Annotated in this window: 24 protein-coding genes; 12 read left to right on the forward strand and 12 right to left on the reverse strand. The window is 70.3% G+C overall.

Annotated elements, in window-relative coordinates; genetic code table 11:
• Positions 1-2: 2 nt before the first annotated feature.
• The 3 genes from KUD94_RS09055 to KUD94_RS09065 all read right to left on the reverse strand — a co-directional run bounded on the left by KUD94_RS09055 (position 3) and on the right by KUD94_RS09065 (position 3,193).
• Positions 3-1,307, reverse strand: a complete 1,305-nt coding sequence (locus KUD94_RS09055) for a hemolysin family protein (RefSeq protein ID WP_218236810.1) — start codon at positions 1,305-1,307, stop codon at positions 3-5.
• Positions 1,308-1,724: 417 nt separating this feature from the next.
• Positions 1,725-2,720, reverse strand: coding sequence for a 4-hydroxy-3-methylbut-2-enyl diphosphate reductase (gene ispH, locus KUD94_RS09060; RefSeq protein WP_218236812.1), 996 nt, complete (start codon positions 2,718-2,720; stop codon positions 1,725-1,727).
• Between the two features lie 2 nt (positions 2,721-2,722).
• On the reverse strand, positions 2,723-3,193 hold the full coding sequence (locus KUD94_RS09065) for a peptidylprolyl isomerase (protein ID WP_218236814.1): 471 nt from the start codon (positions 3,191-3,193) through the stop codon (positions 2,723-2,725).
• 58 nt (positions 3,194-3,251) lie between these two features.
• Between KUD94_RS09065 and radC the strand changes: the two genes are divergently transcribed.
• The 3 genes from radC to KUD94_RS09080 are packed head-to-tail and all read left to right on the forward strand — an operon-like array spanning position 3,252 to position 5,781.
• The gene (gene radC, locus KUD94_RS09070; RefSeq protein WP_218236816.1) at positions 3,252-3,965 is read left to right on the forward strand and encodes a DNA repair protein RadC; all 714 of its coding nucleotides are present in this window, start codon (positions 3,252-3,254) and stop codon (positions 3,963-3,965) included.
• Positions 3,965-5,122: an esterase-like activity of phytase family protein gene (locus KUD94_RS09075; protein ID WP_218239250.1), complete on the forward strand. Its 1,158-nt coding sequence runs from the start codon at positions 3,965-3,967 to the stop codon at positions 5,120-5,122. Before radC ends, KUD94_RS09075 begins: the two co-directional genes overlap by 1 nt.
• A gap of 5 nt (positions 5,123-5,127) precedes the next feature.
• Positions 5,128-5,781: a Smr/MutS family protein gene (locus KUD94_RS09080; RefSeq protein WP_218239251.1), complete on the forward strand. Its 654-nt coding sequence runs from the start codon at positions 5,128-5,130 to the stop codon at positions 5,779-5,781.
• A gap of 37 nt (positions 5,782-5,818) precedes the next feature.
• Here KUD94_RS09080 and KUD94_RS09085 read toward each other — a convergent pair whose 3' ends face one another.
• The 5 genes from KUD94_RS09085 to KUD94_RS09105 form a co-directional block, all read right to left on the reverse strand.
• Positions 5,819-6,253 carry an EamA family transporter gene (locus KUD94_RS09085; protein ID WP_218236818.1) on the reverse strand — a complete coding sequence of 145 codons (435 nt, stop codon included), beginning with the start codon at positions 6,251-6,253 and terminating at the stop codon, positions 5,819-5,821.
• Positions 6,250-7,353 (reverse strand): M48 family metalloprotease, encoded by a 1,104-nt coding sequence (locus tag KUD94_RS09090; RefSeq protein ID WP_218236820.1) that lies wholly within the window; start codon positions 7,351-7,353, stop codon positions 6,250-6,252. Before KUD94_RS09090 ends, KUD94_RS09085 begins: the two co-directional genes overlap by 4 nt.
• A 24-nt stretch (positions 7,354-7,377) precedes the next feature.
• Positions 7,378-7,971, reverse strand: a complete 594-nt coding sequence (locus tag KUD94_RS09095) for a LemA family protein (RefSeq protein ID WP_218236821.1) — start codon at positions 7,969-7,971, stop codon at positions 7,378-7,380.
• Between the two features lie 87 nt (positions 7,972-8,058).
• Complete coding sequence (locus KUD94_RS09100) at positions 8,059-8,310, reverse strand: hypothetical protein (RefSeq protein ID WP_218236823.1); 252 nt, start codon at positions 8,308-8,310, stop codon at positions 8,059-8,061.
• 24 nt (positions 8,311-8,334) lie between these two features.
• The gene (locus KUD94_RS09105) at positions 8,335-10,887 is read right to left on the reverse strand and encodes an ABC transporter permease (protein WP_218236825.1); all 2,553 of its coding nucleotides are present in this window, start codon (positions 10,885-10,887) and stop codon (positions 8,335-8,337) included.
• A gap of 112 nt (positions 10,888-10,999) precedes the next feature.
• On the opposite strand from KUD94_RS09105, the gene KUD94_RS09110 reads away from it, so the two are divergent.
• From KUD94_RS09110 to KUD94_RS09140, 7 genes are all read left to right on the forward strand, one after another.
• A complete protein-coding gene (locus KUD94_RS09110) occupies positions 11,000-11,725 on the forward strand; it encodes a ferredoxin--NADP reductase (protein ID WP_218236826.1) in 726 nt (241 codons plus the stop codon).
• The gene (locus KUD94_RS09115) at positions 11,715-12,449 is read left to right on the forward strand and encodes an RNA polymerase sigma factor (protein ID WP_218236828.1); all 735 of its coding nucleotides are present in this window, start codon (positions 11,715-11,717) and stop codon (positions 12,447-12,449) included. Before KUD94_RS09110 ends, KUD94_RS09115 begins: the two co-directional genes overlap by 11 nt.
• Before the next feature lie 109 nt (positions 12,450-12,558).
• Entirely contained in the window at positions 12,559-14,172 is a 1,614-nt protein-coding gene (locus KUD94_RS09120) for an FAD-dependent oxidoreductase (protein ID WP_255568685.1), read from the forward strand.
• Positions 14,169-15,323 carry an L-lactate dehydrogenase gene (locus tag KUD94_RS09125; RefSeq protein ID WP_218236832.1) on the forward strand — a complete coding sequence of 385 codons (1,155 nt, stop codon included), beginning with the start codon at positions 14,169-14,171 and terminating at the stop codon, positions 15,321-15,323. Before KUD94_RS09120 ends, KUD94_RS09125 begins: the two co-directional genes overlap by 4 nt.
• Before the next feature lie 34 nt (positions 15,324-15,357).
• Positions 15,358-16,992, forward strand: a complete 1,635-nt coding sequence (locus tag KUD94_RS09130; RefSeq protein WP_218236834.1) for a GMC family oxidoreductase — start codon at positions 15,358-15,360, stop codon at positions 16,990-16,992.
• The gene (locus tag KUD94_RS09135) at positions 16,989-17,822 is read left to right on the forward strand and encodes an SDR family NAD(P)-dependent oxidoreductase (protein WP_218236836.1); all 834 of its coding nucleotides are present in this window, start codon (positions 16,989-16,991) and stop codon (positions 17,820-17,822) included. The genes KUD94_RS09130 and KUD94_RS09135 overlap by 4 nt, the downstream gene beginning before the upstream one ends.
• 29 nt (positions 17,823-17,851) lie before the next feature.
• Positions 17,852-19,510 carry an acetolactate synthase large subunit gene (locus KUD94_RS09140; protein ID WP_218236838.1) on the forward strand — a complete coding sequence of 553 codons (1,659 nt, stop codon included), beginning with the start codon at positions 17,852-17,854 and terminating at the stop codon, positions 19,508-19,510.
• Positions 19,511-19,604: 94 nt separating this feature from the next.
• On the opposite strand, the gene KUD94_RS09145 is transcribed toward KUD94_RS09140, so the two are convergent.
• On the reverse strand, positions 19,605-20,084 hold the full coding sequence (locus KUD94_RS09145; protein ID WP_370625899.1) for an outer membrane protein assembly factor BamE: 480 nt from the start codon (positions 20,082-20,084) through the stop codon (positions 19,605-19,607).
• Between the two features lie 61 nt (positions 20,085-20,145).
• On the opposite strand from KUD94_RS09145, the gene KUD94_RS09150 reads away from it, so the two are divergent.
• Positions 20,146-20,376: a DUF3460 family protein gene (locus KUD94_RS09150; protein WP_218236842.1), complete on the forward strand. Its 231-nt coding sequence runs from the start codon at positions 20,146-20,148 to the stop codon at positions 20,374-20,376.
• A gap of 57 nt (positions 20,377-20,433) precedes the next feature.
• Entirely contained in the window at positions 20,434-21,249 is an 816-nt protein-coding gene (locus tag KUD94_RS09155) for a ScpA family protein (protein WP_255568687.1), read from the forward strand.
• On the opposite strand, the gene pgi is transcribed toward KUD94_RS09155, so the two are convergent.
• The 3 genes from pgi to KUD94_RS09170 all read right to left on the reverse strand — a co-directional run bounded on the left by pgi (position 21,234) and on the right by KUD94_RS09170 (position 25,231).
• Positions 21,234-22,859 (reverse strand): glucose-6-phosphate isomerase, encoded by a 1,626-nt coding sequence (pgi, locus tag KUD94_RS09160; RefSeq protein ID WP_218236844.1) that lies wholly within the window; start codon positions 22,857-22,859, stop codon positions 21,234-21,236. The genes KUD94_RS09155 and pgi overlap by 16 nt on opposite strands.
• A 141-nt stretch (positions 22,860-23,000) precedes the next feature.
• Positions 23,001-23,945 carry a transaldolase gene (gene tal / locus KUD94_RS09165; RefSeq protein ID WP_218236846.1) on the reverse strand — a complete coding sequence of 315 codons (945 nt, stop codon included), beginning with the start codon at positions 23,943-23,945 and terminating at the stop codon, positions 23,001-23,003.
• A 77-nt stretch (positions 23,946-24,022) separates the two neighbouring features.
• Entirely contained in the window at positions 24,023-25,231 is a 1,209-nt protein-coding gene (locus tag KUD94_RS09170) for a M20 aminoacylase family protein (RefSeq protein WP_146912975.1), read from the reverse strand.
• Between the last annotated feature and the right edge of the window lie 209 nt (positions 25,232-25,440).

Raw genomic sequence — 25,440 nt, forward strand, 5'->3', positions numbered from 1 at the left:
GCTCAGGTGGCCGGCGAATCGACCGGCAGGCGCGAGGCCAGCACCTTGTCTATGGTCTTGCCGTCCATGTCGACGATCTCCAGGCGCCAGCCTTCCCACTGCACCACGTCGGTTTCGCTGGGCAGCTTGCCGGTCAGCAGCATCAGCATGCCGCTGAGCGTCTGGTAGTGGCCCCGGTCCTCTTCGGGCACGCTCGCCAGGCCCAGGCAGTCCTTGAGCTCGGGCACGGGGATGTGGCCATCGAGCAGCCAGGAGCCATCGGCGCGCTGCACCGCCCAGGCGTCGCCCGGATCGGGCGTCTGGAATTCGCCGGTGATCGCCTCCACCACGTCCGTCACGGTGACGATGCCCTGCACCTCGCCGTACTCGTCGACGACGAAGGCCATGTGCACCGCGGAGTTGCGAAAGTCGTGCAGCAGCTCCATGCCGTCTATGGTTTCGGGCACGTACAGCGGCGGCTGCAGTTGCTCGCCGTCGAGCGCCTGCGCGGCCGGGTCGCGCAGCACGCGGGTGAGCCACTGGCGCGCGCGCACCACGCCCAGGATGTGCTCCATGCCGCCGCGCACCACCGGAAAGTGCGCATGGCTGGAGCGCTCGATCACCGAGAGGTTGTGCTCAAACGGCGCGAGCACGTCCAGAAACACCACGTCCGAGCGCGGCACCATGAGCGAGCCGATCTGGCGCTCGTCCAGGCGAAAGACGTTGCGCACCATCTGGTGCTCATGGCTCTCGATCACGCCGGCGGTAGTGCCTTCGGCCAGCATCGCGTGGATCTCGTCCTCGGTCACCGCCTCACGCCCGGTGTGCACGCGCAGCAGGCGCAGGAGCGCCTCGGTAGAGACGGTCAGCAGCTTGACGAAGGGCTGCGTGGCGCGCGCCAGGCCATTGATCGGCCGCGCCACCCAGCGCGCCACCAGCTCGGGCTGGCTCTGCCCCAGGCGCTTGGGCACGAGCTCACCCACGACGATGGAAAAATAGGTGATGACCACCACCGCCACACCCAGCGCCAGATAGCCGGCCGTCGCCGGCTGCATGCCCAGCCGGATGAGCCAGGCCGCGAGCGGCTGCGCCAGCGCCGATTCACCCACGATGCCGTTGAGCACACCGATCGAGGTGATGCCGATCTGGATGGTGGACAAAAAGCGCGTCGGGTCTTCGCCCAGGCGGACGGCGGCGATTGCGCCCGCGTCGCCCTCATCGATCAGCCGCTGCAGCCTGGCGCGGCGCGCCGACACCAGCGCCAGCTCGGACATGGCAAACAGCCCGTTGAGGAAGATGAGCGCAAGAAGAACGAGGATTTCAACCATGGAATCAGGGCCGGCGCGATGTCCTGATTGTGGGGCCAATTCTGTGGCGCCCTTTGTTCTTCAAGCCAAATCGGGCGCTACCGCTTGTGGGTATTGCGTAGACAGCTATCAAAACCGTATCGCCCTGCGCACGCCCTGTCTTTCCCCCTCCCCCTCTGGGGGAGGGCTGGGGTGGGGGCCCGCATTCAGCCACGGCTTGCAATGCCGGCGGCCCCCATCCCGGCCTTCCCCCAAAAGGGGGAAGGAGCGGCGCCCAAGGGGCATCGGGTCATGCGCTCCGGGTATTTCTCCCTCCCCCTCTGGGGGAGGGCTGGGGTGGGGGCCAGCAGCCAGCCACGGCTCGCAATGCCTGCGCCCCCCCATCCTGGCCTTTCCGCGAAGGAGGAAGGAGCGGAAATACGGCGGACGCGCAAGCCCTCAGGGCTGGGCGTCCTGCGCGCGCACATGCAGCGCCGAGCGCTCGGGCTCGGCGTCGCCTTCGAGCTTGAGGCCCTTGGGCAGCGGAAAGCGCATGTCTTCGGTCACGCCGTCCATGGTGCGCACGGTGACGCCGCTGATCTGCTTGATGCGCTCTATCACCTGTTGCACCAGGATCTCCGGGGCCGACGCGCCTGCGGTGAGGCCGATGCGCGTCATGCCCTCAAACCATGCGTCCTGCAGCTCGGAGGCAGAGTCCACCATGTGCGCGGGCGTACCCATGCGCCGGGCCAGTTCCAGCAGGCGGTTGCTGTTGGAGCTGGTCTGACTGCCGACGACGATGACCATCTGCACCTGGCGGGTGAGCAGCTTGACCGCATCCTGGCGGTTTTGCGTGGCGTAGCAGATGTCCTGCTGCTTGGGCTCGCGCACGGCGGGAAAGCGCGCGCGGATTGCGGCGGTGATCTCGCGCGCGTCGTCTACCGACAGCGTGGTCTGCGTCACCAGCGCGAGCTTTTCCGTCTGGCGCGGCTGGATCTTGTTCACGTCGGAGAGGTCTTGCACCAGGTAGATGCCGCCCTCGAGCTGGCCCATGGTGCCCTCGACCTCGGGGTGGCCGGCGTGGCCGATCATGATGAATTCGTAGCCCTCTTTGGCCAGCTTGGCGACCTCGACGTGTACCTTGGTCACCAGCGGGCAGGTCGCGTCATAGACCTTGAGGCCGCGCTCGACCGCCTCCTGCTGCAGCGCGCGGCTCACGCCGTGGGCCGAGAAGATCACGATCGAGCCTTCGGGTATGCCCTCCAGCGTGTCGACGAAGATCGCGCCCTTGGCCTTGAGGTCGTTGACCACGTAGGTGTTGTGCACGATCTCGTGGCGCACGTAGATGGGCGCGCCGAACTTGATCAAGGCGCGCTCGACGATTTCGATGGCGCGGTCCACGCCGGCGCAAAAGCCGCGCGGCTGCGCCAGCACGACTTCCTGGGGTAGGTTCACGCTCATAACACTCCGATGATCTGAACTTCAAAGGTGACGGGGCGACCCGCCAGCGGATGGTTGAAATCCACGCGCAGCGCGCCGTCACCGCGCACTTCCAGCACCGCCCCGGCGTAGGTGCCGCTGCCGTCGGGCGTGGCGAACTCCACCACCTCGCCCACGTGGTATTCGTCCTCGGGGTCGCCCATGGCGTCGAGCAGCTTCTTTGCCACCCACTGCTGCATCTCGGGGTTGCGCTCGCCAAAGGCTTCGCCCGCGGGCACCTCGAAGCTGGCGCGCGCGCCCTCGGGCAGGCCGATCAGGCGCGCTTCCAGCGCGGGCGAGAGCTCGCCCGTGCCCACCGACAAGGTCGCCGGGCGGCTGCCGAAGGTATTGATCACGTCACCGGCCGGGCCGGCCAGGCGGTAGTGCAAGGTCAGGAAGGACCCGGGCTCGACCTTGGCAGGCTCGGCAGCGGCAGGGGAGTCGGTCATGGTGCAGGCTCTGGATAAACTGACCGATTCTAAGAAGCACGCGCAAACCCCTACCGCCATGCCGCTCAAAGACCTGCCTGCCGACAGCCAGCCGCGCGAAAAGCTGCTGGCGCGCGGCGCCGCCGCGCTCAGCGACGCCGAGCTGCTGGCGCTGCTGCTGCGCACCGGCATCCAGGGCAAGGGCGTGTTGCAGCTGGCGCAAGAGCTCTTGCAACCCGCCGTGGCCGCCGGCGCGCAAGGCCCGCGCGGCGGCGGCTTTGGCGGCCTGAGTGGACTCCTGGCCGCTTCGGGCGACGACCTCAAGCGCATCAAGGGCCTGGGCCCAGCCAAGCGCGCCGAGCTGCTGGCGGTGATGGAGCTTGCGCGCCGCGCGCTGGCCGAACAGTTGCAGACGCGCGCCGTGCTGGACACGCCGCAGGCGGTGCGCGAGTACCTGCAGCTGCACCTGGCGCGCCAGCCGCACGAGGTCTTCGCCCTGCTGCTGCTGGACAGCCAGCATCGCCTGCTGGCCTACGAGGAGCTGTTTCGCGGCACGCTCACCCAGACTGCCGTCTATCCGCGCGAGGTGGTGCTGCGCGCGCTGCACCATGGCGCGGCCGCCGTGGTGCTGGCGCACAACCATCCCAGCGGCAGCCTCGCGCCCAGCCGCGCCGACGAGCAGCTCACGCAAACCCTCAAGAGCGCGCTGGCGCTGGTGGACGTGCGCGTGCTCGACCACATCATCGTGGCCGCGGGCGGCGCGCTGTCCATGGCCGAGCGGGGCCTGGTGTGATGCAGATGCGCCTGGCGCTGCTGGCGCTGGTGCTGGCGGGCTGCGCCTTTGCACCCGCGCCGCCGCCCCTGCCTGCGCCGCCCGCACGCCTGCAATTGATCGGCGTGGTGGAGCTGCCCACTGGCACTGAATTCGGCGGCACCACGGTAGGCGGGCTCTCGGGCATTGCCTACAGCGCCGCGCGCGACGAATACCTGCTGATCAGCGACGACCGCGGCAACGACGGGCCGGCGCGCGTCTACCGCGCCCGGATGGACATTGGCAAGGCGCCGCTCGCGCCGCCGCGTCTCACCGGCGTGCTGCACCCGCGCCATGCGGGCGACGCGCCGTTTGCGCCCTGGTGGCGCCCCGAAAACGGCGTGGACCGGCCCGACGCCGAAGCCCTGCGCTGGCTGCCCGGCAGCGAGGCCTACGTCTGGAGCAGCGAGGGCGATTTTGCCCGGGGCTTTGGCCCGCGCGTGCGCATCAACCGGCTCGACGGCAGCTACCTGCGCGAGCTCGCGCTGCCCGCGGCGCTGCAACCGGTCAAGGGCGAACAGGGCGCACGCGGCAACGGCGCGCTCGAAGGCCTGGCGCTCACACCCGACGGGCGCACGCTGTGGCTGGCAATGGAGTTGCCGCTCCAGCAGGACGGGCCCGCGCCCACGCCCCGGGACGCGGGCGCGCCGGTGCGCATCACCGCGCTGGAGCTGGCCAGCGGCCGGCCGCTGCGCCAGATCGCCTATCCGCTGGAGCGCGTGCCGTTGCCGCGCCGCCTGCCCGGCCCGCAGCTCAACGGCGTGAGCGAAATCCTGATGGAGGACGCGCACCACATGCTGGTGCTCGAGCGCTCCTACAGCGCGGGCGCGGGCTTTGGCGCGCGCCTGTACCGCATCGACACGCGAGACGGCAGCGACACCCTGGCCCTGGACGCACTCACGCCCGGCGGCGCCTGGCGCCCCGTGGCCAAGCAGTTGATCGCGGACCTGGGCACGCTGGTGCCAGAGCTGGACAACATCGAAGGCATGGACTGGGGGGCGCGCCTGGCCGATGGCGGCTGCACGCTCGTCTTCGTCTCGGACAACAACTTCAACCCGGCGCAGACCACGCAGTTCATCGCCACGCGCTACCTTGGCCCGCCCGGCGGCAGCGGCCATTGCCCGGAGCCGGCGCGGTGAAGGGGCTGCGCGCGCACTCGCTGGGCGAGCTCGGCCTGCTGCGCCGCGCGCTGCAGCACGCGCGCGAGCAGGAGGCGGCGCGCCAGCGCGCCCAGGAGCAGGCGCGCCAGCAGGCCTGGGCCGCGCAGCATTTGTTTGAAGCCGCGGTCGGCAAGGTCAAGCCGCTCAAGAGCGGCGCAGAGCGCCACTGGAGCGCGCCGCCCGCGCCCGAGCCCAGGCCCCTGCAGCGCGAGAAGGACGAGCGCCAGGTGCTGCAGGAGTCGCTGAGCGACGAGTTCGACGTCTCCACGCTGCTGGACGTGGACGACCAGATGAGTTTTCGCCGCCCCGGCATAGGCCTGGACGTGACGCGCAAGCTGCGCGCCGGCCACTGGAGCCTGCAAGGCCAGCTCGATCTGCACGGTCTGCGCCAGGGCGAAGCGCGCGAGGCGCTGGGCATGTTCATCCGCCTGTCGCACCGCGCGGGGCTGCGCTGCGTGCGCGTAATCCACGGCAAGGGCCTGGGCTCGCCCGGCAAGACCCCGGTGCTCAAGGGCCGGGTGCAGGCCTGGCTCGCGCAAAAGCGCGAAGTGCTGGCCTTCGTGCAGGCGCGGCCGGCCGAAGGCGGCGCCGGAGCGCTGGTGGTGCTGCTGCAGCCCAATCGAAAAAAATATGGATGAAATCCGGCTCCAGCCCTTGCTGCACCTGCGCGAGCAGCTATCTTTTCAGTGAGAGCACCAGCACCCCGGACGCAACCAGGGCAATGCCGGCCCAGTCGCGCAGCGCCGGTCGCTCCCCGAGGAAGAGCAGCGCAAACAGCGCCACCAGCACCACGCTGAACTTGTCCACCGGCGCGACCTTCGAGGCGTCGCCCAGTTGCAGCGCCCGGAAGTAGCAGACCCAGGAAGCGCCCGTGGCCAGCGCCGAGAGCACCAGGAAGAGCCAGCTCTTGCCCGGCAGCGCCAGCGGGTTGCTCCACTGGCCGGTAGCCAGCACGAAGGCGCTGAGCACCAGCAGCACCACCACGGTGCGCACCCAGGTGGCCAGGTCTGCGTTGATGCCGCTCACCCCGAGCTTGGCGAAGATGGCGGTGAGCGCGGCAAAGCCGGCCGAGGCCAGCGCCCAGTAAAACCACTGGCCCGAGCTGCTCATCCGGCCTGCCTGCTGCGTGCAAACGGGTCGAACTGCGCGGCCAGCGGCAGCGCGCCGGCGGGCGCGGCCTGGCGCTGGGCGGGCGGCTCGGGCGCGGCCGGCAGCGGGCGCACCGGCAGCGGCGGCATGGGATGGCCGTAGATGGCGCGCACCCGGTCCTTGAGCGGCGGGTGGCTGTCCAGGCGCTGCATCCAGCGGCGCTCGTCGGGCGCCTGCACCAGCAGCAGATGCTGCAGCGCGGGGTGCGCCAGGCCGCCGTAGTCCTGCATCAGCGAGCGCCGGCCGCGCTCGGCCTGCGCGCGCTGCGTCATCACCTTGCGCAGCACCTGGCCCAGGCCGTCGCGCGAGCGCGTCCACTGCACCGCGCGCGCGTCCGCCAGGTGCTCGCGCTGGCGCGACACCGCCGCCTTCAGCAGGCGCCCGGCCAGCCAGCCGGCGCTGCCCGCGAGCATGATGGCGCTGCCAAACCACCAGGCCAGGCCGCCGCGGTCGCGCACCGTGTCGCCAAAGTGGTAGATCAGCTCCAGCCCGTAGACCATGCCGATGAGCTGCATGTTCAGCCGCGTGTCGCCCTCGTGCAGATGGCTGAGTTCGTGCGCCACCATGCCTTGCAGTTCTTCACGGTCGAGATAGTCCAGTGCGCCCTGGCTGACGGCGACGACCGCGTCGCTCGCGTCCCAGCCGGCGGCAAAAGCGTTGATGGCGTCGGCGCGCGGCATCACCATGACCTGCGGGCGCGGCATCTGGGCGGCGACGCACAGCTCGTCGACCACGTTGCACAGGCGCTGCTCGGCATGCGAGACACCTGGGCGCGCCTCGCGCGCGCCGATGCGCCGGGCGAGCTTGAGGCCGCCGCCGCGCAGGTTGGAGGTTTCAATCCACCAGCCGCCCAGCACCAGCATCAGCGACACGCCCACGTTGGTGACCAGAAAACCTGCGGGAAACGGCAGGTGCACGGGCAGCATCCAGGCCATGAGCACCCAGGCCAGCGCCAGCGCCAGGTGCACGCCCAGCAACAGCAACCCCAGCGCCAGCGCAAACGCCAGCAGCAGGCGGCGCGTCTGCGCGCGCGCGGCGTCTTGCCGGTCCCAGAACTTCATGGCGCGTGGCGGTGCTCGGCGCGCCTAGAACTGCACCCGCGGCACCTCGCGCTCGGCCGGCCCCTGGGTCGAGCGCAGCATGGGCGCGGTGCCAAATCCGAACAGGCGCGCGACGATGAGCGCGGGAAATTGCCGGGCCGCGTCGTTGAATTCCAGCGCCTGGTCGTTGTAGGCCTGGCGCGCAAAGCCGATGCGGTTTTCGGTGCTGGTCAGCTCTTCGGAGAGCTCGCGCATCGTGGCGTCCGCCTTGAGCTCGGGGTAGTTTTCCGTCAGCACCATCAGCCGCCCCAGGCTGCCGCCAAGCAGCCCTTCGGCCTGGGCCAGCGCCCCGATGCGCGCCGCGTCGCCGGGTGCGGCACGCGCCGCGTCGGCCGCGCCCATGGCCTGCGCGCGCGCCTGGATCACCGCTTGCAGCGTCGAAGCCTCGTGCTTGAGGTAGCCGCGCGCTACCTCCACCAGATTGGGCACGAGGTCGTGGCGGCGCTTGAGCTGCACGTCGATCTGCCCGAAGGCGTTGGCTATGCGGTTTCGCAGCACCACCAGCCGGTTGTAGGCGGCCACCGCCCAGACCAAGACCACCGCCAGCAGCGCCAGCATTGCCCATCCCGTCTGCGTCATCGCGTCCTCCTGGCCGTGTGTTGTTGTCGCGGTGCGCCGCGCGGGGGCCTGTCAAGTGCCGGCCCCGGCGCGCGCGCCGCGCCATTGTCACTCAGGCGCAGCGTCCGTGGGCAGAAAACCGGGGCGGGTTTGCATGCTCGCGTCCCAGCGCGCATTGGGCGCGCCGCTGCCGGCAAAGCGCTGCTTGCGCGAGTTCGATCGCCACACGCCGCCGGGCCAGTTCAGGCGTGGCTCGGTGCAATACCAGAACCAGCGCCCGTCGGCGTCCTGCGCCAGCCAGTTCCAGCCTTCGCCCTCGGGCGCGTCGGCCCAGTCGGGCGCTGCATGCGCATCTGCCATCGTCTGTTTCACCCTTCATCCCGCCTACAGCGCGGCCGCGCGCAGGGTTTGCACCACCGGGCGGCGCAACACCTCGCGCAGCCCCCACCAGCCCGCCAGCCAGGCCAGCAGCGCACCGGCCACGGCGCCGGCCAGCGGTATCCAGGGCGGCGCGGTCCAGGCAAAGTCGAACACCTTGAACGCCAGCAGCGCGCCCAGCAGCATGGCCACCGCGCTGGCCAGCAGCCCGGCGAGCAGGCCCACGCCGAGCAATTCGGCGCGCTGCACCTGGCGCAGCAGGCGCGCGCGCGCACCCAGCGCCCGCATGATGGCAAATTCCCTTGTCCTTGCTTCGCGTGTGGCCGTCACCGCGGCAAACAGCACCAGCAGTCCAGCCGCGAGCGTGAAGGCAAACAGGAACTCCACCGCGCGCACCACCTGCGCCAGCACCGCCTGCACCTGCGCCAGCGCCGCGCTCATGTCCACGTTGGTGACGTTGGGAAAGCGGCGCACCAGCGCGTTGTCAAAGCCCGCCACGTCCGGCGCGCGGTAGGCGGCCAGGTAGGTGATGGGCAGCTCGGGCATGGCCGCCAGCGGGTAGAGCACGAAGAAGTTGGCGCGCATCGTCGCCCAGTCCACCTTGCGCACGCTGGTGATGCGCACCTCGCTGTCCATGCCGGCTATGTCAAAGCGCAGCAGGTCGCCCAGCTTCAGGCCCAGGGTCTTGGCAATGCCCTCTTCCACGCTGACCGCGCCCGCCTCGCCCGGCGTCCAGCGCCCCGCGACGATGGGGTTGTGCGCCGGCGGCTCGCTCGTGTGCGAGAGGTTGAATTCGCGCTCCACCAGCCCGCGGGCGCGCTCGTCGGCATAGTCGGCGGCGCTCACCGGCCGGCTGTTGATGGCCGCCAGCCGACCGCGAAACATCGGGTACCAGTCGTAGCGCTGCACGCCGGCCTCGGCCAGCACGGCGCGAAAGTCTGCCGCCTGGTCGGGCTGGATGTTGATGACGAAGCGGTCGGGCGCATCGGCGGGCGTGGCCTGCTGCCAACTGGCGATCAGGTCGGTGCGCAGCAGCACCAGCAGCACCAGCGCCAGCAGCCCCACGGCCAGGCTGCTGACCTGCACCACCGCATAGGCCGGGCGCGCGGCGATCTGGCGCGTGGCCAGCACCAGCCAGCGCGGCGCGCGGCCCTCGTGCACCGCAAGGCGCAAGGCCCCCACCGCCAGCCAGGCGAGCAGCGCAAACAGCAGCACCGCGCCGGCAAAACCGCCGACCGCGATCAGCCCCAGGCGCCAGTCGCGGCTGACGATGAGCAAGAGCGCGGCAAACCCCGCCACGCCCAGCAGCAGCACCGCGGCCGAAGCCGGCTTGATCGCGCCCACGTCGCGGCGTATCACGCGCAGCGGCGGCACGCGCGCCAGTTGCAGCACCGGCGGCAGGCCAAAGGCGGCCAGCAGTGTCAGCCCCACGCCCAGACCCAGCAGCGCCGGCCAGGCGCTGGCCGGCGGCAGGCCCGCGGGCACCAGTGCGCCGAGCAGCCAGACGAAGACCCAGTGCACGCCCCAGCCCAGCGCCACGCCGGCAGCACTTGCCAGCACGCCGGCGAGCGCGAACTCCAGCACGTATGCGCCGGCGATGCGCCGCTGCGCCAGACCGAGTACGCGCAGCAGCGCCGCGCCGTCCAGGTGCTGGGCGGCAAAGGCGCGCGCGGCCAGCGCCACCGCCACGGCCGCCAGCAGCGCCGCCAGCAAGGCCACCAGGTTCAGAAACTGCTGCGCGCGCTCCAGCGTCTGGCGCATCTCGGGGCGCCCGCTGGCAAGCGTCTCCACGCGCACCCCGCGCACGCCGGCGGCCTTTGCCTGCTGCTCGGCCCAGGCGGCGTAGCGCACGGCGGCGCGCGGCGCGCCGGCCACCGCATAGCGCCAGGTGATGCGGCTCGCGGGCTGGACCAGGGCCGTGGCCGGCAGGTCTGCGGCGTTCATCAGCACGCGCGGCGCAAAACTCATGAAGCCGCTGCCGCGGTCGGGCTCCAGCGTGATGACGCGCGCAATCATGAGGCGCGCCTCGCCCAGCCACAGCCCATCGCCCACGGCCAGTTCCAGCGCGCCCAGCAGCGGCGCGTCGACCCAGACCTCGCCGGGTGCGGGAATGTCGGCGGTCGGCTGGCCGGGCTGCTGCGTGTCGGGCGCGGTCTGCATCTGGCCGCGCAAGGGGTAGCCGGCCTGCACGCTCTTGAGCGCCACCAGGCGGCTGGCGCCGCCCTGGGCGTCGTCGGCGCGCGCCATGGTCGGAAAGCTCAGCGTCTGCACGCCCGCAAGCCCCAAGGCCTGCGCCTCGCGCACGAAGGCCTCGGGCGTGGCCTGGTCGCTCACGATCACCGCGTCGCCGCCGAGCAGCTGCACTGCGTCGCGCTGCAGGCTGCCTTGCAGCCGGTCGGCAAAGAATCCGACGGCGCTGAGCGCGGCCACCGCCAGCAGCACGGCGAGCATCAGCAGGCGCAGCTCGCCCGCGCGCAGGTCGCGGCGCAGCGCGCGCCAGCCCAGCAGCAGGGCGCCGGGGGGACGGGCGTCGGCCCGGGAGGGGAAGTGGTGTGCCATGGCCGCGATTGTCCCCAATGCGCATCCGGTCATGCGGCCCCCCGGAGGGCTGTGGGAATATCCGCGCTGCCTTGTGCATCCAATGACGGGAATACCAACAGGAGGTCTGTCCATGACGACACAAACGGTGCATCTGAAATCGAAAAACGAAGTCGCCCAAGGCACCAAGGCGTTTCACTTCGACAAACCCGCAGGGTTCACGTTTCGGCCCGGCCAGGCGCTGGACCTGATCCTGAGCAGCGCGGGCGCCGACCCCAACAGCTCGGACGTGCGCCATGCGTTTTCCATCGTCAGCGCGCCGCACGAGGACGAGCTCGTGGTCACCACGCGCATGCGCGCGAGCAAGTTCAAGAACGCGCTGGACGGCTTGCCTCTGGGCGCAGCCGTCGAGCTGGACGGGCCCTTTGGTTCGCTGACCCTGCACAAGAAGACAGAGCGCGCGGGCGTGCTGATTGCGGGCGGCATAGGCGTGACGCCCTTCATGAGCATGCTGCGCCACGCGGCGCATGAAGGCAGTGCCCAGCCGCTGCGGCTGCTCTACTCCAACCGCCGGCCCGAGGACTGCGCCTTCCTGGACGAGCTGCAGCAGCTTGAGCGGCTAAACCCGCACTTCAAACTGCTGGCGACGATGACCGAGATGGAAAAATCCAGCCAGCCCTGGAGCGGCGCCACCGGCCTCGTCGACGCGGCCTTCATCCGCCGGGCGATCGAAGGCCTGCCCGCACCGGTGTTCTACGTCTCGGGCCCGCCCGCGATGGTGCAAGCCATGCGCGAAATGCTGGAGCAGGCCGGCGTGGACGAGGACGACGTGCGCAGCGAGGAGTTCTATGGCTACTGACTCCGCCGCAGTGCGCGCGCCGCAAGCGCCTGCGCCGTCCATCGCCGGCGCCGATGCCGGCGACGCGGAACTGGTTGCGCATGCGCTGGCCGGCCGACGCCACGCGTTTGAAGCCATCATGCGCCGGCACAACCAGTTGCTGTTTCGCACCGCGCGCGCCATCCTCAAGAACGACGCCGAGGCCGAGGAGGTCGTGCAAGACGGCTACCTGCAGGCCTGGCGCGCGCTGGGCACGTTTCGTGCCGAGGCGCGCCTGTCCACCTGGCTGGTGCGCATCGTGGCCAATGCGGCGCTGGCGCGCCTGCGCCGAAGCCACGGCCAGGTCATTCCGCTGGACGCGGCCATGCAGATCCCGGACGCCCAGGTGCAGGCGCACTTCACGGCCGATGCGGATCTGCAACCGGAAAGAACTGCCATGCGAGAAGAATTGCGCCAGATCCTGGAAGAGCGCATAGACCGGCTACCCGACATCTACCGCGCCGTCTTCGTGCTGCGCGCGGTGCAGGAGCTCAGCGTGGCCGAAGTGGCGCACGCGCTGGGCCTGCCCGAGCCCACGGTGCGCACGCGCTTCTTTCGCGCGCGCAGCCTGCTGCGTGAAGGCCTGGCAAGCGAAATCGACCTGACGCTGGGCCAGGCCTTCGCCTTTGACGGCGAGCGCTGCGACCGCCTCGTCGAGCACACGCTGCGCCGCGCCACGCACGAAGGGCTGATCACCGCAGCCTGAGCGCGAGCCGCCGCACCCGTCCCACGGGCGACAAAGCGCCCTGCCTCTTGGCGCTACAAACCGCCTCTGGCATGCTGCGCCAACAATGCAGCCACGCAGGAGGCACAAGGTGACAGAGCAACAGGCCGATGTGGCCATCGTGGGGGGCGGCCTGGCGGGCATAGTGACCGCGCTGGAGCTGCTGCGCGCGGGTCGGCGCGTGGCGTTGATCGATCGCGACACGCCCGAGCGCTTCGGCGGCCTCGCGCTCTGGGCCTTTGGCGGTATGGCGCTCATCGGCACGCCGCTGCAGGCGCGCATGAAAATTCCCGACACGCCCGAGCGGGCGCTCGCCGACTGGCTGCGCTTTGCCGAACTCTCGCCCGATGACGCCTGGCCGCTCGCCTGGGCGCGCCACTATGTGGAGCATTCGCGCACCCAGGTCTACGACTGGCTGCTCTCTCACGGCCTGAAGTTCATGCCGGCGGTCAATTGGGTCGAGCGCGGCATGCACGGCGAGGGCAACAGCCTGCCGCGCTACCACATCGTCTGGGGCACTTCGCGGCACATGACACGCAGCTTGATCGCCGCGCTGCACGCCGCCGCCAACGGGCGCCTGACGTTGCTGCACCGCCAGCGCGCAACGGCGCTCGACCACGCGGGCGGGCGGCTTGCGGGCGTGCTCGCCATCGACGAAGACAGCGGCGCCCAGACGCGCATCGCCGCGCCGGTCGTGGTGCTGGCCACGGGCGGGCTCAACGGCAGCCACGAAGAGGCGCGGCGCAACTGGCCCGCAGGCCGACCGCTGCCCGCCGCCATGCTCAACGGCGCCCACCCTTTTGCCGACGGGCGCATGCACCGCTGGGCGGCAGAGCATCTGGGCGCGCAGATCACCCACGCGGGCGAGATGTGGAATTACGCGGCCGGCATACCGCACCCCTTTCCGCACTTTGCCGGCCACGGGCTGTCGCTGATTCCGTGCAAGTCGGCGCTGTGGCTGGACCACACCGGGCGGCGCATCGGCCCCGAGCCGCTGGTGACCGGTTTTGACACGCACTGGCTGTGCCAGCGCGTGGCGGCCCAGGCCAAGCCCTGGACCTGGCAGCTCATGAACTGGCGCATCGCCGCCAGGGAGTTCGCGATCTCGGGCGCCGAGCACAACGCGCGCATCCGCGACCGCCAGTTTCCCTCCTTCCTCAAGGAGACCCTGCTGGGCAACCATCGGCTGCTGCGCCAGATGCAGCGCGAGAGCCGCCACTTTCTCGTCGCCGACACCTTGCAGGAGCTGGCGCGGCAGATGAACCAGCTCACCGCCTCGCTCGACGTCGAGCCCGCGGTGCTGCAGGCCACGGCCGACGCCTTTGACGCCAACTTCGCGCTCGGCCACAAGCTGCAAAACGACGAGCAGATCCGCCGCATCCTGCACGCGCGCCAGTGGGGGCCGGACCGCTTGCGCACCTGCAAGCCCGCGCCGCTGCAAAAGCCGGGCAGTGGCCCCTTCATCGCCATTCAAACCCAGCTCATCACGCGCAAGAGCCTGGGCGGCCTGCAGACCGACCTGCAAAGCCGCGTGCTCAGCGGCGCTGGCGCGGCCATCGACGGCCTCTACGCCGTGGGCGAGATGGCCGGTTTTGGCGGCGGCGGAGCCTCTGGCCGCCGCTCGCTCGAAGGCACTTTCCTGCCCGGCTGCATCCTCACCGCGCAGGCGGCTGCGCGCAGCATCACCACGGGAGCCGCCGCATGAGCCTGGCCTACCCCGCCACCACGGACGACTGGCAGCGCCTGGCGCGCCGGCGCCTGCCACGCTTTTACGCCGACTACATCGACGGCGGCGCAGGCGCGGAGCACACGCTCGCGGCCAACGTGCAGGCCTTTGCCGCGCTGCGCCTGCGCCAGCGCGTGCTCGTGGATGTGACGCAGGTCAGCACGCACACGCGCATCGCCGGGGAAGACTGCGCGCTGCCGCTGGCGCTGGCGCCCGTGGGCCTGGCCGGCATGGCCGCAGCGCGCGGCGAGGTGCAGGCGGCGCGCGCCGCCCAGGCCGCGGGCGTGCCCTTCACGCTGTCCACGGTCGGCATCTGCCCCCTGAGCGAAGTAGCTGCGGCCACGCGCGCACCGTTCTGGTTCCAGCTCTACATGCTGCGCGACCGCAGCGCAGTGCAGGCGCTGCTGCAAGACGCCTGGACGAGCGGCTGCCGCACGCTGGTCTTCACCGTCGACCTGCCGGTGACCGGCCTGCGCTGGCGCGACGTGCGCCACGGCCTGGCCGACGCCGGCGCGCGTCCCGCGCTCATCAAGGCCTGGCAGGTGCTTGCGCGCCCGGGCTGGGTGCGTCGCGTGGCGCTCGGGGGCAAGCCGCTCACCTTTGGCAACCTGGCGGCGCAGGTGCCGGGCGCGCGCGACCTCAACGCCTTTCGCGCCTGGGTGGACGCGCAGTTCGACCCGAGCGTGACCTGGCAAGACATCGCCTGGCTGCGCCAGCAATGGAAGGGGCGGCTGCTGCTCAAGGGCATCCTCAGCGCCGAGGACGCGCAGGCCGCAGTGGATGCGGGCGCCGATGGCATCGTCGTCTCCAACCACGGCGGGCGCCAGCTCGATGCCGCCCCGGCCACCGCGAGCGTCCTGCCCGCCATCGCGCAGGCCGTGGGCGGGCGCACCGAGCTGCTGGTCGACGGCGGCATCCGCAGCGGCGTGGACGTGTTCAAGGCGCTGGCGCTGGGCGCGCACGGCGTGCTCATCGGCCGCCCCTGGGTCTGGGCGCTGGCCGCGGGCGGCGAGGCCGGCGTCGCCCGGCTGCTGGCCCACTGGCAGCGCGAGTTACGCACCACCATGATGCTGACGGGGGTAGGCCGGCTGCAGGACATCGACGCTGCCTGCCTTGAACGAATTTCTTGAAACAAATCGGGCTCTAGCGCTTGCGGGATCTGCGATGACAGCTATCAATAGTGAAGAAACCAAGGCCTTCGACTTCATCATCGTCGGCGCTGGCTCCGCGGGCTGCGTGCTGGCCCGGCGCCTGAGCGAGAACCCGGCGCACAGCGTCTGCCTGCTCGAGGCGGGCGGGCGTGACGACAGCCTGCTGATTCGTGCACCCCTGGGCTTCGTCGCCGAGGCGCGGGTCAAGAAGAACTCCATCCACTACCACACCGAGCCCCAGCCGGGGCTCAATGGCCGCCGCGGTTTTCAGCCGCGCGGACGGGTGCTGGGCGGCTCCAGCGCGGTCAACGCCATGATTTATTGCCGCGGCCACGCCAGCGACTACGACGGCTGGGCCCGGCTGGGCAACCCGGGCTGGGACTACGCCAGCGTGCTGCCGCTGTTCAAGCGGGCCGAGGACAGCGCCTGCTTTGGCGAGGACGACTACCACGGCGCGGGCGGCCCGCTGGGCGTGGACTGGCTGCGCAGCCGCTTTCCCACCACGCAGGCCTTTTTGCGCGCCTGCGAGGCGCAGGGCGTCGCGCCCACGCCCGACTACAACGGCGCGCAGCAGGAAGGCTGCTGGCGCGCCCAGGTGACGCAGCGCGGCGGCGAGCGCTGCAGCGCGGCAGCGGCCTACCTCACGCCGGCGGTGCGCCAGCGGCCCAACCTCGCCATCCTCACCCGGGCCCAGGCGCTGCACATCGTCTGGGAAGGGCGGCGCGCGGCCGGCGTGCGCATAGACCGCGGCGGGCAGCAAAGCGTGCTGCGCGCGCGGCGCGAGATCATCCTGTCGAGCGGTGCCTACGGCTCACCCCAGTTGCTGCTGTGCTCGGGCGTGGGCGCGGCCGATGCGCTGCAGGCGCTGGGCATTGCGCCGGTGCATGCGCTGGCGGGCGTGGGGCGCAACCTGCAGGACCATCTCACCGCATCGCTCAACTGGCGCGGCCTGCGCGGCGACGCCGGCCTTGGCATGTGCCATTCGGGCGCGCTGCAGCTGCTGCTTGGCATGCACGAATGGCGCCGCCAGCGCAGCGGCTGCATCACCAGCAACGTGGCCGAGGCCGGCGCCTTTTTCGCGACCGAGCCAGGGCTGCCCGCCAGCGACATCGAGCTGGAATTCGTCGTCGCCATCGTCGACGACCACAGCCGCAAGGCCCACTGGGGCCATGGCTTCGGTCTGCACGTGACGCTGCTGCGCCCCAGGAGCCGCGGCAGCGTCAGCATCGCCAGTGCCGACGCGCGCCAGGCGCCGCGCATCGATCCACAGTATTTCAGCGACCCGGACGACCTGCCGCGCCTGGTGCGCGGCGTGCAGCGCTCGCTGGCCATCATGAACGACGAGGCGCTCGCCCCCTGGCGCGGGGCAATGCTGGCGCCGCTGTCGGCAGACGACCCGGCGGGCATCGCCGCCCACCTGCGCGCCACGGCCGACACCGAATACCACCCCGTCGGCACCTGCGCCATGGGCCCGGCGAGCGACCCGGCGGCCGTGGTCGGCCCAGACCTGCGCGTGCACGGCCTGGCGGGCCTGCGCGTGGCCGATGCTTCGATCATGCCGCGCATCACCAGCGGCAACACCAACGCGCCCACCATCATGATCGGCGAGAAGGCCGCCGAGCTGATCCTGCAGGAGGACGCGCCATGAACTACCGCTGGAAAAAAGGCCCGCCGCGCACCGTCTTCATCAGCGGCGCCAGCAGCGGCATAGGCCGGGCGATGGCGCTGGAGCTGGCACGCGAAGGCGTCAACATCGCGCTCTTCAACCGCAGCGGCGCGCCCGAGGTGCTCGAAGAACTGCGCGCAGCGGCGCGCGACCCCGCGCAACGCTTTGTCTCGCTGGCTGCGGACGTGGCGCAACCCGATTCGATCACGCAGGCAGTAGCGCAGGCAGTGGCACAGATCGGCCCGCCCGACCTGGCGATCAATTCGGCGGGCGTCATCAACGCGCTGCCGTTCGACCAGGCGAGGGCGCAGGATTTTGACCGCGTGATCGACATCAACCTCAAGGGCTCGCGCCACTTCGCCGCTGCGGTGCTCATGCACATGCAGGCGGGCAGCCACCTGGTGCTGGTCGCCTCGCTCGCCGCGCTCACCGGCAATTTTGCCTACACCGCCTACTGCGCCTCCAAGTTCGGCGTGCGCGGCCTGGCCGAGGCGCTGCGCTACGAGCTCAGGCTCAAGCACATGGACCTGAGCCTGTGCTGCCCCGGCGAGATCATGACCCCCATGGTGGAAGAAGAAAAACGCCAGCAGCACCCGGTTTCGGCCGCGCTCAAGGCCTTTGCCGGCAGTGCCCGGCTGGAGGATTCCGTGCCCGCCCTGCTGCGCGGCATTGCGCGGCGCGAGTTCGAGATCATCGATTCGCCGCGCGCGCGCCTGACGGCCTTCTTGTCGCGCCACACCCCGCGCCTGTCGCGCGCCGTGGGCGACGCAATAGCCCGGCGCGCCGGCCGGCGCATGCAGGCACGACCGTAATTCGACCCCCCGCACAGGAACGCATACCCATGAACGGAGCCCACGCCCTGATCCAGACCCTGGCCGACGCCGGCATCGAAGTGGTCTTCACCAACCCCGGCACTTCGGAGATGCACTTCGTCGCCGCACTCGATGACGAGCCGCGCCTGCGCGCCGTGCTCGCGCTGTTCGAGGGCGTGGCCACCGGGGCGGCCGACGGCTACGCGCGCATGGCCGGCAAGCCCGCGGCCACGCTCTTGCACCTGGGCTGCGGCCTGGGCAATGGCCTGGCCAATCTGCACAACGCAAGAAAGGGCAAGGTGCCGGTGCTTAACATCGTGGGCGACCACGCTACGCACCACGTCAAATACGACGCACAACTGCAGTCGGACATAGAAACCGTGGCGCGCAATGTCTCGCCGGGCTTCGTGCGCACCGCCGCCAGCACCGCGGCGCTGGCGCAGGACGCGGTGGACGCGCTGGTCGCGGCGCGCGGCCTGCCCGGGCAGGTGGCCACGCTGATCCTGCCGGCCGACGTCTCCTGGAGCGAAGGCGGCGTGCCCTGCGCCGCCCCGCCGGCAAGCCCGGCGCCGCCGGCCGATGCGCAGACGCTGGCGCAGATCGCCGACCTGCTGCGCTCGGGCCAGCCGGTAGCGCTACTGCTCGGTGGCCAGGCCTTGCTTGAGCCGGGCCTAATGGCCGCCGCGCGCATCGCCGCGCAGGCGGGCGCAAAACTGTTTGCCGAATGCTTTCCCACGCGCATGGAGCGCGGCGCCGGCCTGCCGGCGCCGGAGCGCATCGCCTACCTGGCCGAGCTTGCGAGCGTGCAGCTTGCGCCCTTCAAGCACCTGGTGCTGGTGGACGCCAAGAGCCCGGTCTCCTTCTTCGCCTACCCCGGCAAGCAAAGCGACCTGGTGCCGGGCGGCTGCACCGTGCACACCCTGGCCAGCCCCGCGCAGGACGCCATCGCCAGCCTGCAGGCGCTGGCCACTGCCCTGGGCGCCGATGGCAGCGCACCGGCGCTGCAGCCGGCGCGCGCCCCCGGGCGCCCGCGCGGCCGGCTCAGCGCGCCCAAGGTCTGCAAGGCCGTCGGCCACCTGCTGCCCGAGCGCGCCATCGTCATCGACGAAGCCATCACCAGCGGCCTGATGCTGGGCGTGATGACCGCAGGCAGCCCGCGCCACGACCTGATCACGCTGACCGGCGGCGCCATAGGCCAGGGCCTGCCCAACGCCGTGGGCGCGGCCATCGCCTGCCCCGACCGGCCGGTCATCGCCTTGGTGGGCGACGGCAGCAGCATGTACACCATCCAGGCGCTGTGGACCATGGCGCGCGAAGGCCTGAACGTGACCACCGTCGTCTTCAACAACGCCAGCTACTCGGTGCTCAACGTGGAACTGGAGCGCGTGGGCGCGACCGGCGGCGGCGGCCCCAAGGCGCGCGCCCAGCTCGATCTGCAGGGCCCGGGGCTGAACTTCGCGCAGCTCGCCCAGGGCATGGGCGTGCACGCGGTGCGCACGGATACCGCCGAGGGCTTTTGCCGCGCCTTTGAATACGCGCTGGCCCAGCCCGGCCCGCATCTGATCGAGGCGCTGGTGCCCGAGTCGCTCGCCGGCGCCAAACGCCGCGTACTGCCCTGGATGCTGCGCGCCCTGCCCAGCCTGCCGCCGGCGATGGCGCTGGCGATCAAGCGCAAGATTGCGCCGTGATGCAGCGCATGCCCTGTGGGAGCGCCTTCAGCCGCGCAGGACCCAGCCAGAATTGGCGCCGAATGCCTGGGCCGCAGAAGCCCGCCCCGCACCCCTATTGGGCGGAAGCGGCATCCTCGTGGCTGCCCGAGCGGCGCACGCGTCCGTCGGGCCCGAAGGTGACGGTAAACACCATGGCGCGCGTCGGGCCGTCGAGCCACTTCCAGTCCCAGTCGGTTTCGCGCGTGAGCTCGTAAGTGAGCTTGCGCGCGGGCTGGCCCAGCAGGCGGCGCACGCTGAGCATGTCGGCGCCCGGCTGTACCCGGGCAAAGTTCTCGGGCACCAGCACCTGGCGGGTCTGGCGCAGCGTGCCGCCGGGCGCCAGCGTGATCATGTAGTTGACGTGGCCCTCGGGCTGGCGGTTGTACTCGAAGGTGCGCGCGCCATCGGCCTCCGGCCAGATGTGCTCGGGCGCGCCAAAGCGGGCACGCACGTCGGCTTCGGTGGAAACGCCTTCGTGCAGCTCGGCCAGGCTTTGCTGGTCGCATGCCGCCAGGGTGATACACGCGCCCGCCAGGGCCGTCAGCAGTGCCATCGTGCGCATGGGAGCCTCTGTTTGAATCAGTAAAATGGCGTATTACCGGAGGTTGCCAGTCATGTATCTTATTCGCCGCCCGGACTACCAGTCCGACACCACGCAGTTCATCCAGCAACTGCGCGAGAAGAAGCCGGGCCTGGAAGAGCGCCAGTTCCAGGGCCGCGAACTGCTGTGGGACAAGGACGTGGACCGCGAGCTCTGGCAAGACCTGCAAAAAGCCCGCCTGCGCCAGAAGGCCTACGTCTACTACTCCTTCGACGAAAACGGCTACGACTCCATCCCGACTTGAGTCAAATTGCCCTCCAGCCCAATGCAGGCCAGCGCAGGCAGCTCTGCATTGAATAGCATGCCGGCGGCCGCAGACATCCCGGCGGTGGTAGACCAGGTGGCGCTGGCCAGGCTCTATGGCGAGCCGCTGTTTGCGCTGCCGCACGACTTGTACATCCCGCCCGACGCGCTGGAAGTCTTTCTCGAGGCCTTCGAGGGGCCGCTCGATCTGCTGCTCTATCTGATACGCAAGCAGAACTTCAACATCCTCGACATCCCCATGGTCAGCGTCACGCGCCAGTACCTGGCCTATGTGGACGAAATCCGCGGGCGCAATCTGGAGCTGGCCGCCGAATACCTGCTGATGGCGGCGATGCTGATCGAGATCAAGTCGCGCATGCTCTTGCCCACGCGGCCGGCGCAAGGCGCAGTCGAGCCCGAGGATCCGCGCGCCGATCTGGTGCGCCGCCTGCTTGAATACGAAAAATTCAAGCTCGCCGCGCAGCAACTCAATGAGCTGCCGCAGTACGGGCGCGACTTCCTCAAGGCCCAGGTCAGCATCGAGCAAAGCCTGCAGCCGCGCTTTCCCGAAGTGACCATCGCCGACCTGCAGGCCGCCTGGGCCGAGGTGCTGGGGCGCGCCCGCCTGGTGCAGCGCCACCAGATTGCGCGTGAAGAGCTGTCGGTGCGCGAGACCATGAGCCAGGTGCTCAAACGCCTGCAGGGGCGGCGCTTTCTCAGCTTCGAGGAGGTGTTCGATCCGGCGCGCGGCGTGCCGGTGCTGGTGGTCACCTTCGTCGCGCTGCTCGAGCTGGCCAAGGAAGCGCTGATCGAGCTCACCCAGGGCGCGGCCTACGCGCCGATTTATCTGCGCCTGGCCTATACGCCGAGCTGAGACGGCGCCAGCGCGCCCAGGCGCATCAGCTCGCGCGTGGAAGCATCCACGCCCGCCCAGTCGCCCGAACCCTCGCGCGCCACCAGCTCGCGCGCCAGGCACTTGCCCAGTTCCACGCCCCACTGGTCGAAGCTGTTGATGCCCCAGACCGCGCCCGAGACGAAGACCCGGTGCTCGTACAGCGCGATCAGCGCGCCCAGCGCGTTTGCGTCCAGCCGCTCGAGCAGCAGGAAGGTGCTGGGCCGGTTGCCGGGGCAGCGCCGGTGCGCGTCGCCCGATGCATGGCCGAGCATCAGCGCCTGCGCCTGCGCCACCGCGTTGACCAGCAAGTCGTGGTGGTGTTCGACCAGGTCGCCCACGGGGGTGCGCGCCGCGATGAATTCCACCGGCACCACGTCCTGCCCCTGGTGCAGCATCTGGAAGAAGGCGTGCTGGCCATTGGTACCGGGCTCGCCCCAGAGCACCGGCGCCGTGGCCACGGCGAGCGCTCGGCCATCGCGCGTCACGCCCTTGCCGTTGCTCTCCATCTCCAGCTGTTGCAGATAGGCCGGCAGGCGCCGCAGGCCGTGGCTGTAGGGCGCGATGCAGCGGCTGCCCAGGCCGCAGAAATCGCGGTACCAGACGTCGAGCAGGCCCAGGCGCAGCGGCAGATTGGTTTCAGGCGGGGCGGCAAGAAAATGCGCATCCATGGCGTGCGCGCCCGCCAGCAGCGCGCGAAACGCTGCGCTGCCCACCGCGATCGCGATCGGCAGGCCTATGGCCGACCACAGCGAATAACGCCCGCCGACCCAGTCCTCAAAACCCAGCACGCGCGTGATGCCAAAGCGCGCCGCCGCCTCGGGCTGCGCCGTCAGCGCCACGAAATGCCGGGCGATGCTCTGCGCCTGCGCCGCATCCTCACTGCCGCCCTGGGCCAGAAACCAGGCGCGCGCCGTGTGTGCGTTCATCATGGTCTCCGCCGTGGTGAAGGATTTGGAGGCGATCAGGAACAGCGTGTTTGCCGCCCGCACGCGGCCCAGCACCGCGCTCAGCTCCCCGCCATCGACATTGGCGACGAAATGGATGCGCGGCCCGCCGGCGGCGAGATGCTGCAGCGCTTGCACCGCCAGCTCGGGCCCAAGATAGGAGCCGCCGATGCCGATATGCACCACGTCGGTGATCGCCGCATCGGCGCGCACCTCGTCGGCCAGGCGCAGCATGGCCTGCAGCGTGCGCGCCGTCTCGTCCAGTGCGCTGCGCAGCGGCGCACCCCAGTCCCGCGCGATGGGCAGCTCCCCAAGCAGCCCGGCATCGGGCGGCGTGCGCAGCAGCCAGTGCATGGCGGCGCGCTGCTCGGTGGTATTGACCTGCTCGCCGGCAAACATCGCGTCGCGCCAGGCAAGCACGCCGCAGTCATCGGCCAGGCGGCGCAGCAGCCCTTCCGTGCCCGGCAGCAGCCAGTTCTTGGACAGATCGGCCCAGATGTGCGGCGCATGCTGGCTCAGCAGGGCAAGGCGCCGGCCATCGCGGGCGAACTCGGCACGCAGGTCGATGTGGCGCGCGTCTTGCTGCCAGTGGGCCTGCAGTTGCGCCCAGGCGGGCGTCTGGTGGCACAGGAGTGAATCGGTCATCGGCAGCAGCCCCCATCCCTGCCTTCCCCAAGAAGGGGAAGGGGCGATACCGGCGCCGCCCTGCTTGCCTCCCTCCCCCTCTGCGGGAGGGCCGGGGTGGGGGCCTGCCGCGCCCGATACCGCAACACGCCAGGCACCGTCTCAAGCCTGCATCAAGGCTTCGAGCTTGACCGCGTCCGCCGCAAAGGCGCGTATGCCCTCGGCCAGCTTCTCGGTCGCCATCGCGTCCTCGTTGAGCGCGTAGCGAAAGCGCGCTTCATCGAGCTGCACGTGTTCGATCTGCAAGGCCCGCGCCGCCTCGGCGTCGAGCGCCCGGGGCAGCGCCGCCTCGCTCGCGGCCAGTTCGGCCATCAGCGCGGGCGCGATGGTGAGCAGGTCGCAGCCGGCCAGCGCACGGATCTGGCCGACGTTGCGAAAGCTCGCGCCCATGATTTCGGTGGCAATGCCAAAGTGCTTGTAGTAGTCAAAGATGCGGCGCACCGACTGCACGCCCGGGTCCGCGCTGGCAGCCATCGCCGCTTCGTCCCAGCTGCTGCCCGCCCTGGCCTTGTACCAGTCGTAGATGCGCCCGACGAAGGGCGAGATCAGTTGCACCCGGGCCTGCGCGCAGGCGACGGCCTGGGCGAAGGAAAACAGCAGCGTCATGTTGGTGGCAACGCCCCGGCCCTGCAGCCGGCGCGCCGCCTCTATGCCTTCCCAGGTGCTGGCTACCTTGATCAACACGCGCTCGATGTGTACGCCCTCGGCCTGGTAGAGCTCGATGAGCCGCTCGGCGCGTGTGACCATCGCTTCGGTGTCGAAGGACAGGCGGGCGTCGACCTCGGTGGACACGCGCCCCGGGATGTGCGCCAGGGTCTCGCAGCCAAAGCGCACGATGAGCCTGTCCATGCGCTCGGCCAGGTCGCGCCCGCTCCAGCGCGCGGCGTTGTCGCGCAGCAAATGGGCGTAGTCGCTCTTTTGCACCGCCTTGAGGATCAGCGAGGGGTTGGTGGTCGCATCCTGCGGCGCGAAACGCGCGAGTTCGTGAAAGTCGCCGGTGTCGGCCACGACCGTGGTGACTTGCTTCAAGGCTTCGAGTTGGTTCACCGGGCGTCCTTTACTTCAATAAACATAGCTGCTGGCGCTTTTTGCATCAGCGCGCAAGGCCGATTTTGCACCAATGTTCAGTCGCCCGGCGGCAAGGGCATGGCCTGTTCGACCAGGCCCGCGTGCAGCGCCGCACCCAGTGGCAGCACCTCGTCGTTGAAGTCGTAGCGGCTGCTGTGCAGCGGCGCGCCGCCCTGGCCCAGGCGCAGGTAGGCTCCAGGCTTGTGCTGCAGCATGAAGGAAAAGTCTTCCGCGCCCATGCTGGGCTCGAGCTTGCGCTGCACCTTGGCCTCGCCCACCAGCCGGGCGGCGACGTCGCCCGCGAAGCGCGCCTCGGCGGCTGTGTTGATCGTCGCCGGGTAGATGCGCTCGTAATGCACGCTGGCGCTGGCGCCAAAGCCCAGCGCCACCGCCGCGCAGACCTCGTGGATGCGCCGCTCCATCAGGTCCTGCACCTCGGGGCTGAAGGTGCGCACCGTGCCCACCAGCGTGGCTTCGCCCGGCATCACGCTGAAGGCGGCCAGGTCACCGGCCTGCGCCGCGCAGATGCTCAGCACCGCACTGTCGATCGCGCGCACGTTGCGCGCAACGATGCCCTGCAAGGCGGTGACGATGTGCGCGGCCACGAGCACCACGTCCACCGTCTGGTAGGGGTGCGCGCCGTGCCCGCCCTTGCCGCTCACCTGGATGGTGATGCGGTCGGCCGCGGCCATCATCGCGCCCTCGTTCAGCCCCACGGTGCCCGGCGCCATCATCGGCCAGTTGTGCAGCGCATAGACCGACTGCACCGGGAAGCGCTCGAACAGGCCGTCCTCGATCATCACGCGGGCGCCGCCAAAGCCCTCCTCGCCCGGCTGGAATATCAGCACCGCCGTGCCGTCGAAATTGCGGCTCGCCGCAAGATAGCGCGCCGCGCCCAGCAGCATGGTGACGTGCCCGTCGTGCCCGCAACCGTGCATCAGGCCGCTCTTGTCCGACTTCCAGGCGAAGTCGTTGTGCTCGGTCATGGGCAGCGCGTCCATGTCGGCGCGCAGTCCGACCATCGCGCCGCTGCCCCGGCCGCGCCCGTGGATCACGGCGACCACGCCGGTGCCGCCCACGCCCTCGTGCAGCTCATCGACCTGACAGGCGCGCAGCACCTCGCGAACGCGCGCGCTGGTGCGGTGCTCTTCAAAACCCAGCTCCGGATGGGCGTGCAACTCGCGCCGCAGCGAGGTCAGCTCGGGATGAAAGCGCGCGATGGCCGCAAAAGCCCGCCCGCCCGCCTGGTAACGCAGGGTCTGCATGGGTGTTCCTTTTCACGATGGGCTGCCGCCAGCCACCGCATGAGTATCTCGCGGCAGGCGGCTCATGAAGCATCTCGGATGGTTTCAAATCGGACTGTCTCGCGAATTCCACAAGACCAACGTGTTCCGACCGGAAAACACTTGCACGACTTCCATAGGTCATGCACGATCAAGGCTAGGGGAACATGTTTGATCTATAAAGGAGCGAA

This window comes from Comamonas sp. NLF-1-9, from assembly GCF_019195435.1.
Taxonomy (GTDB): Bacteria; Pseudomonadota; Gammaproteobacteria; order Burkholderiales; family Burkholderiaceae_C; genus Comamonas_C.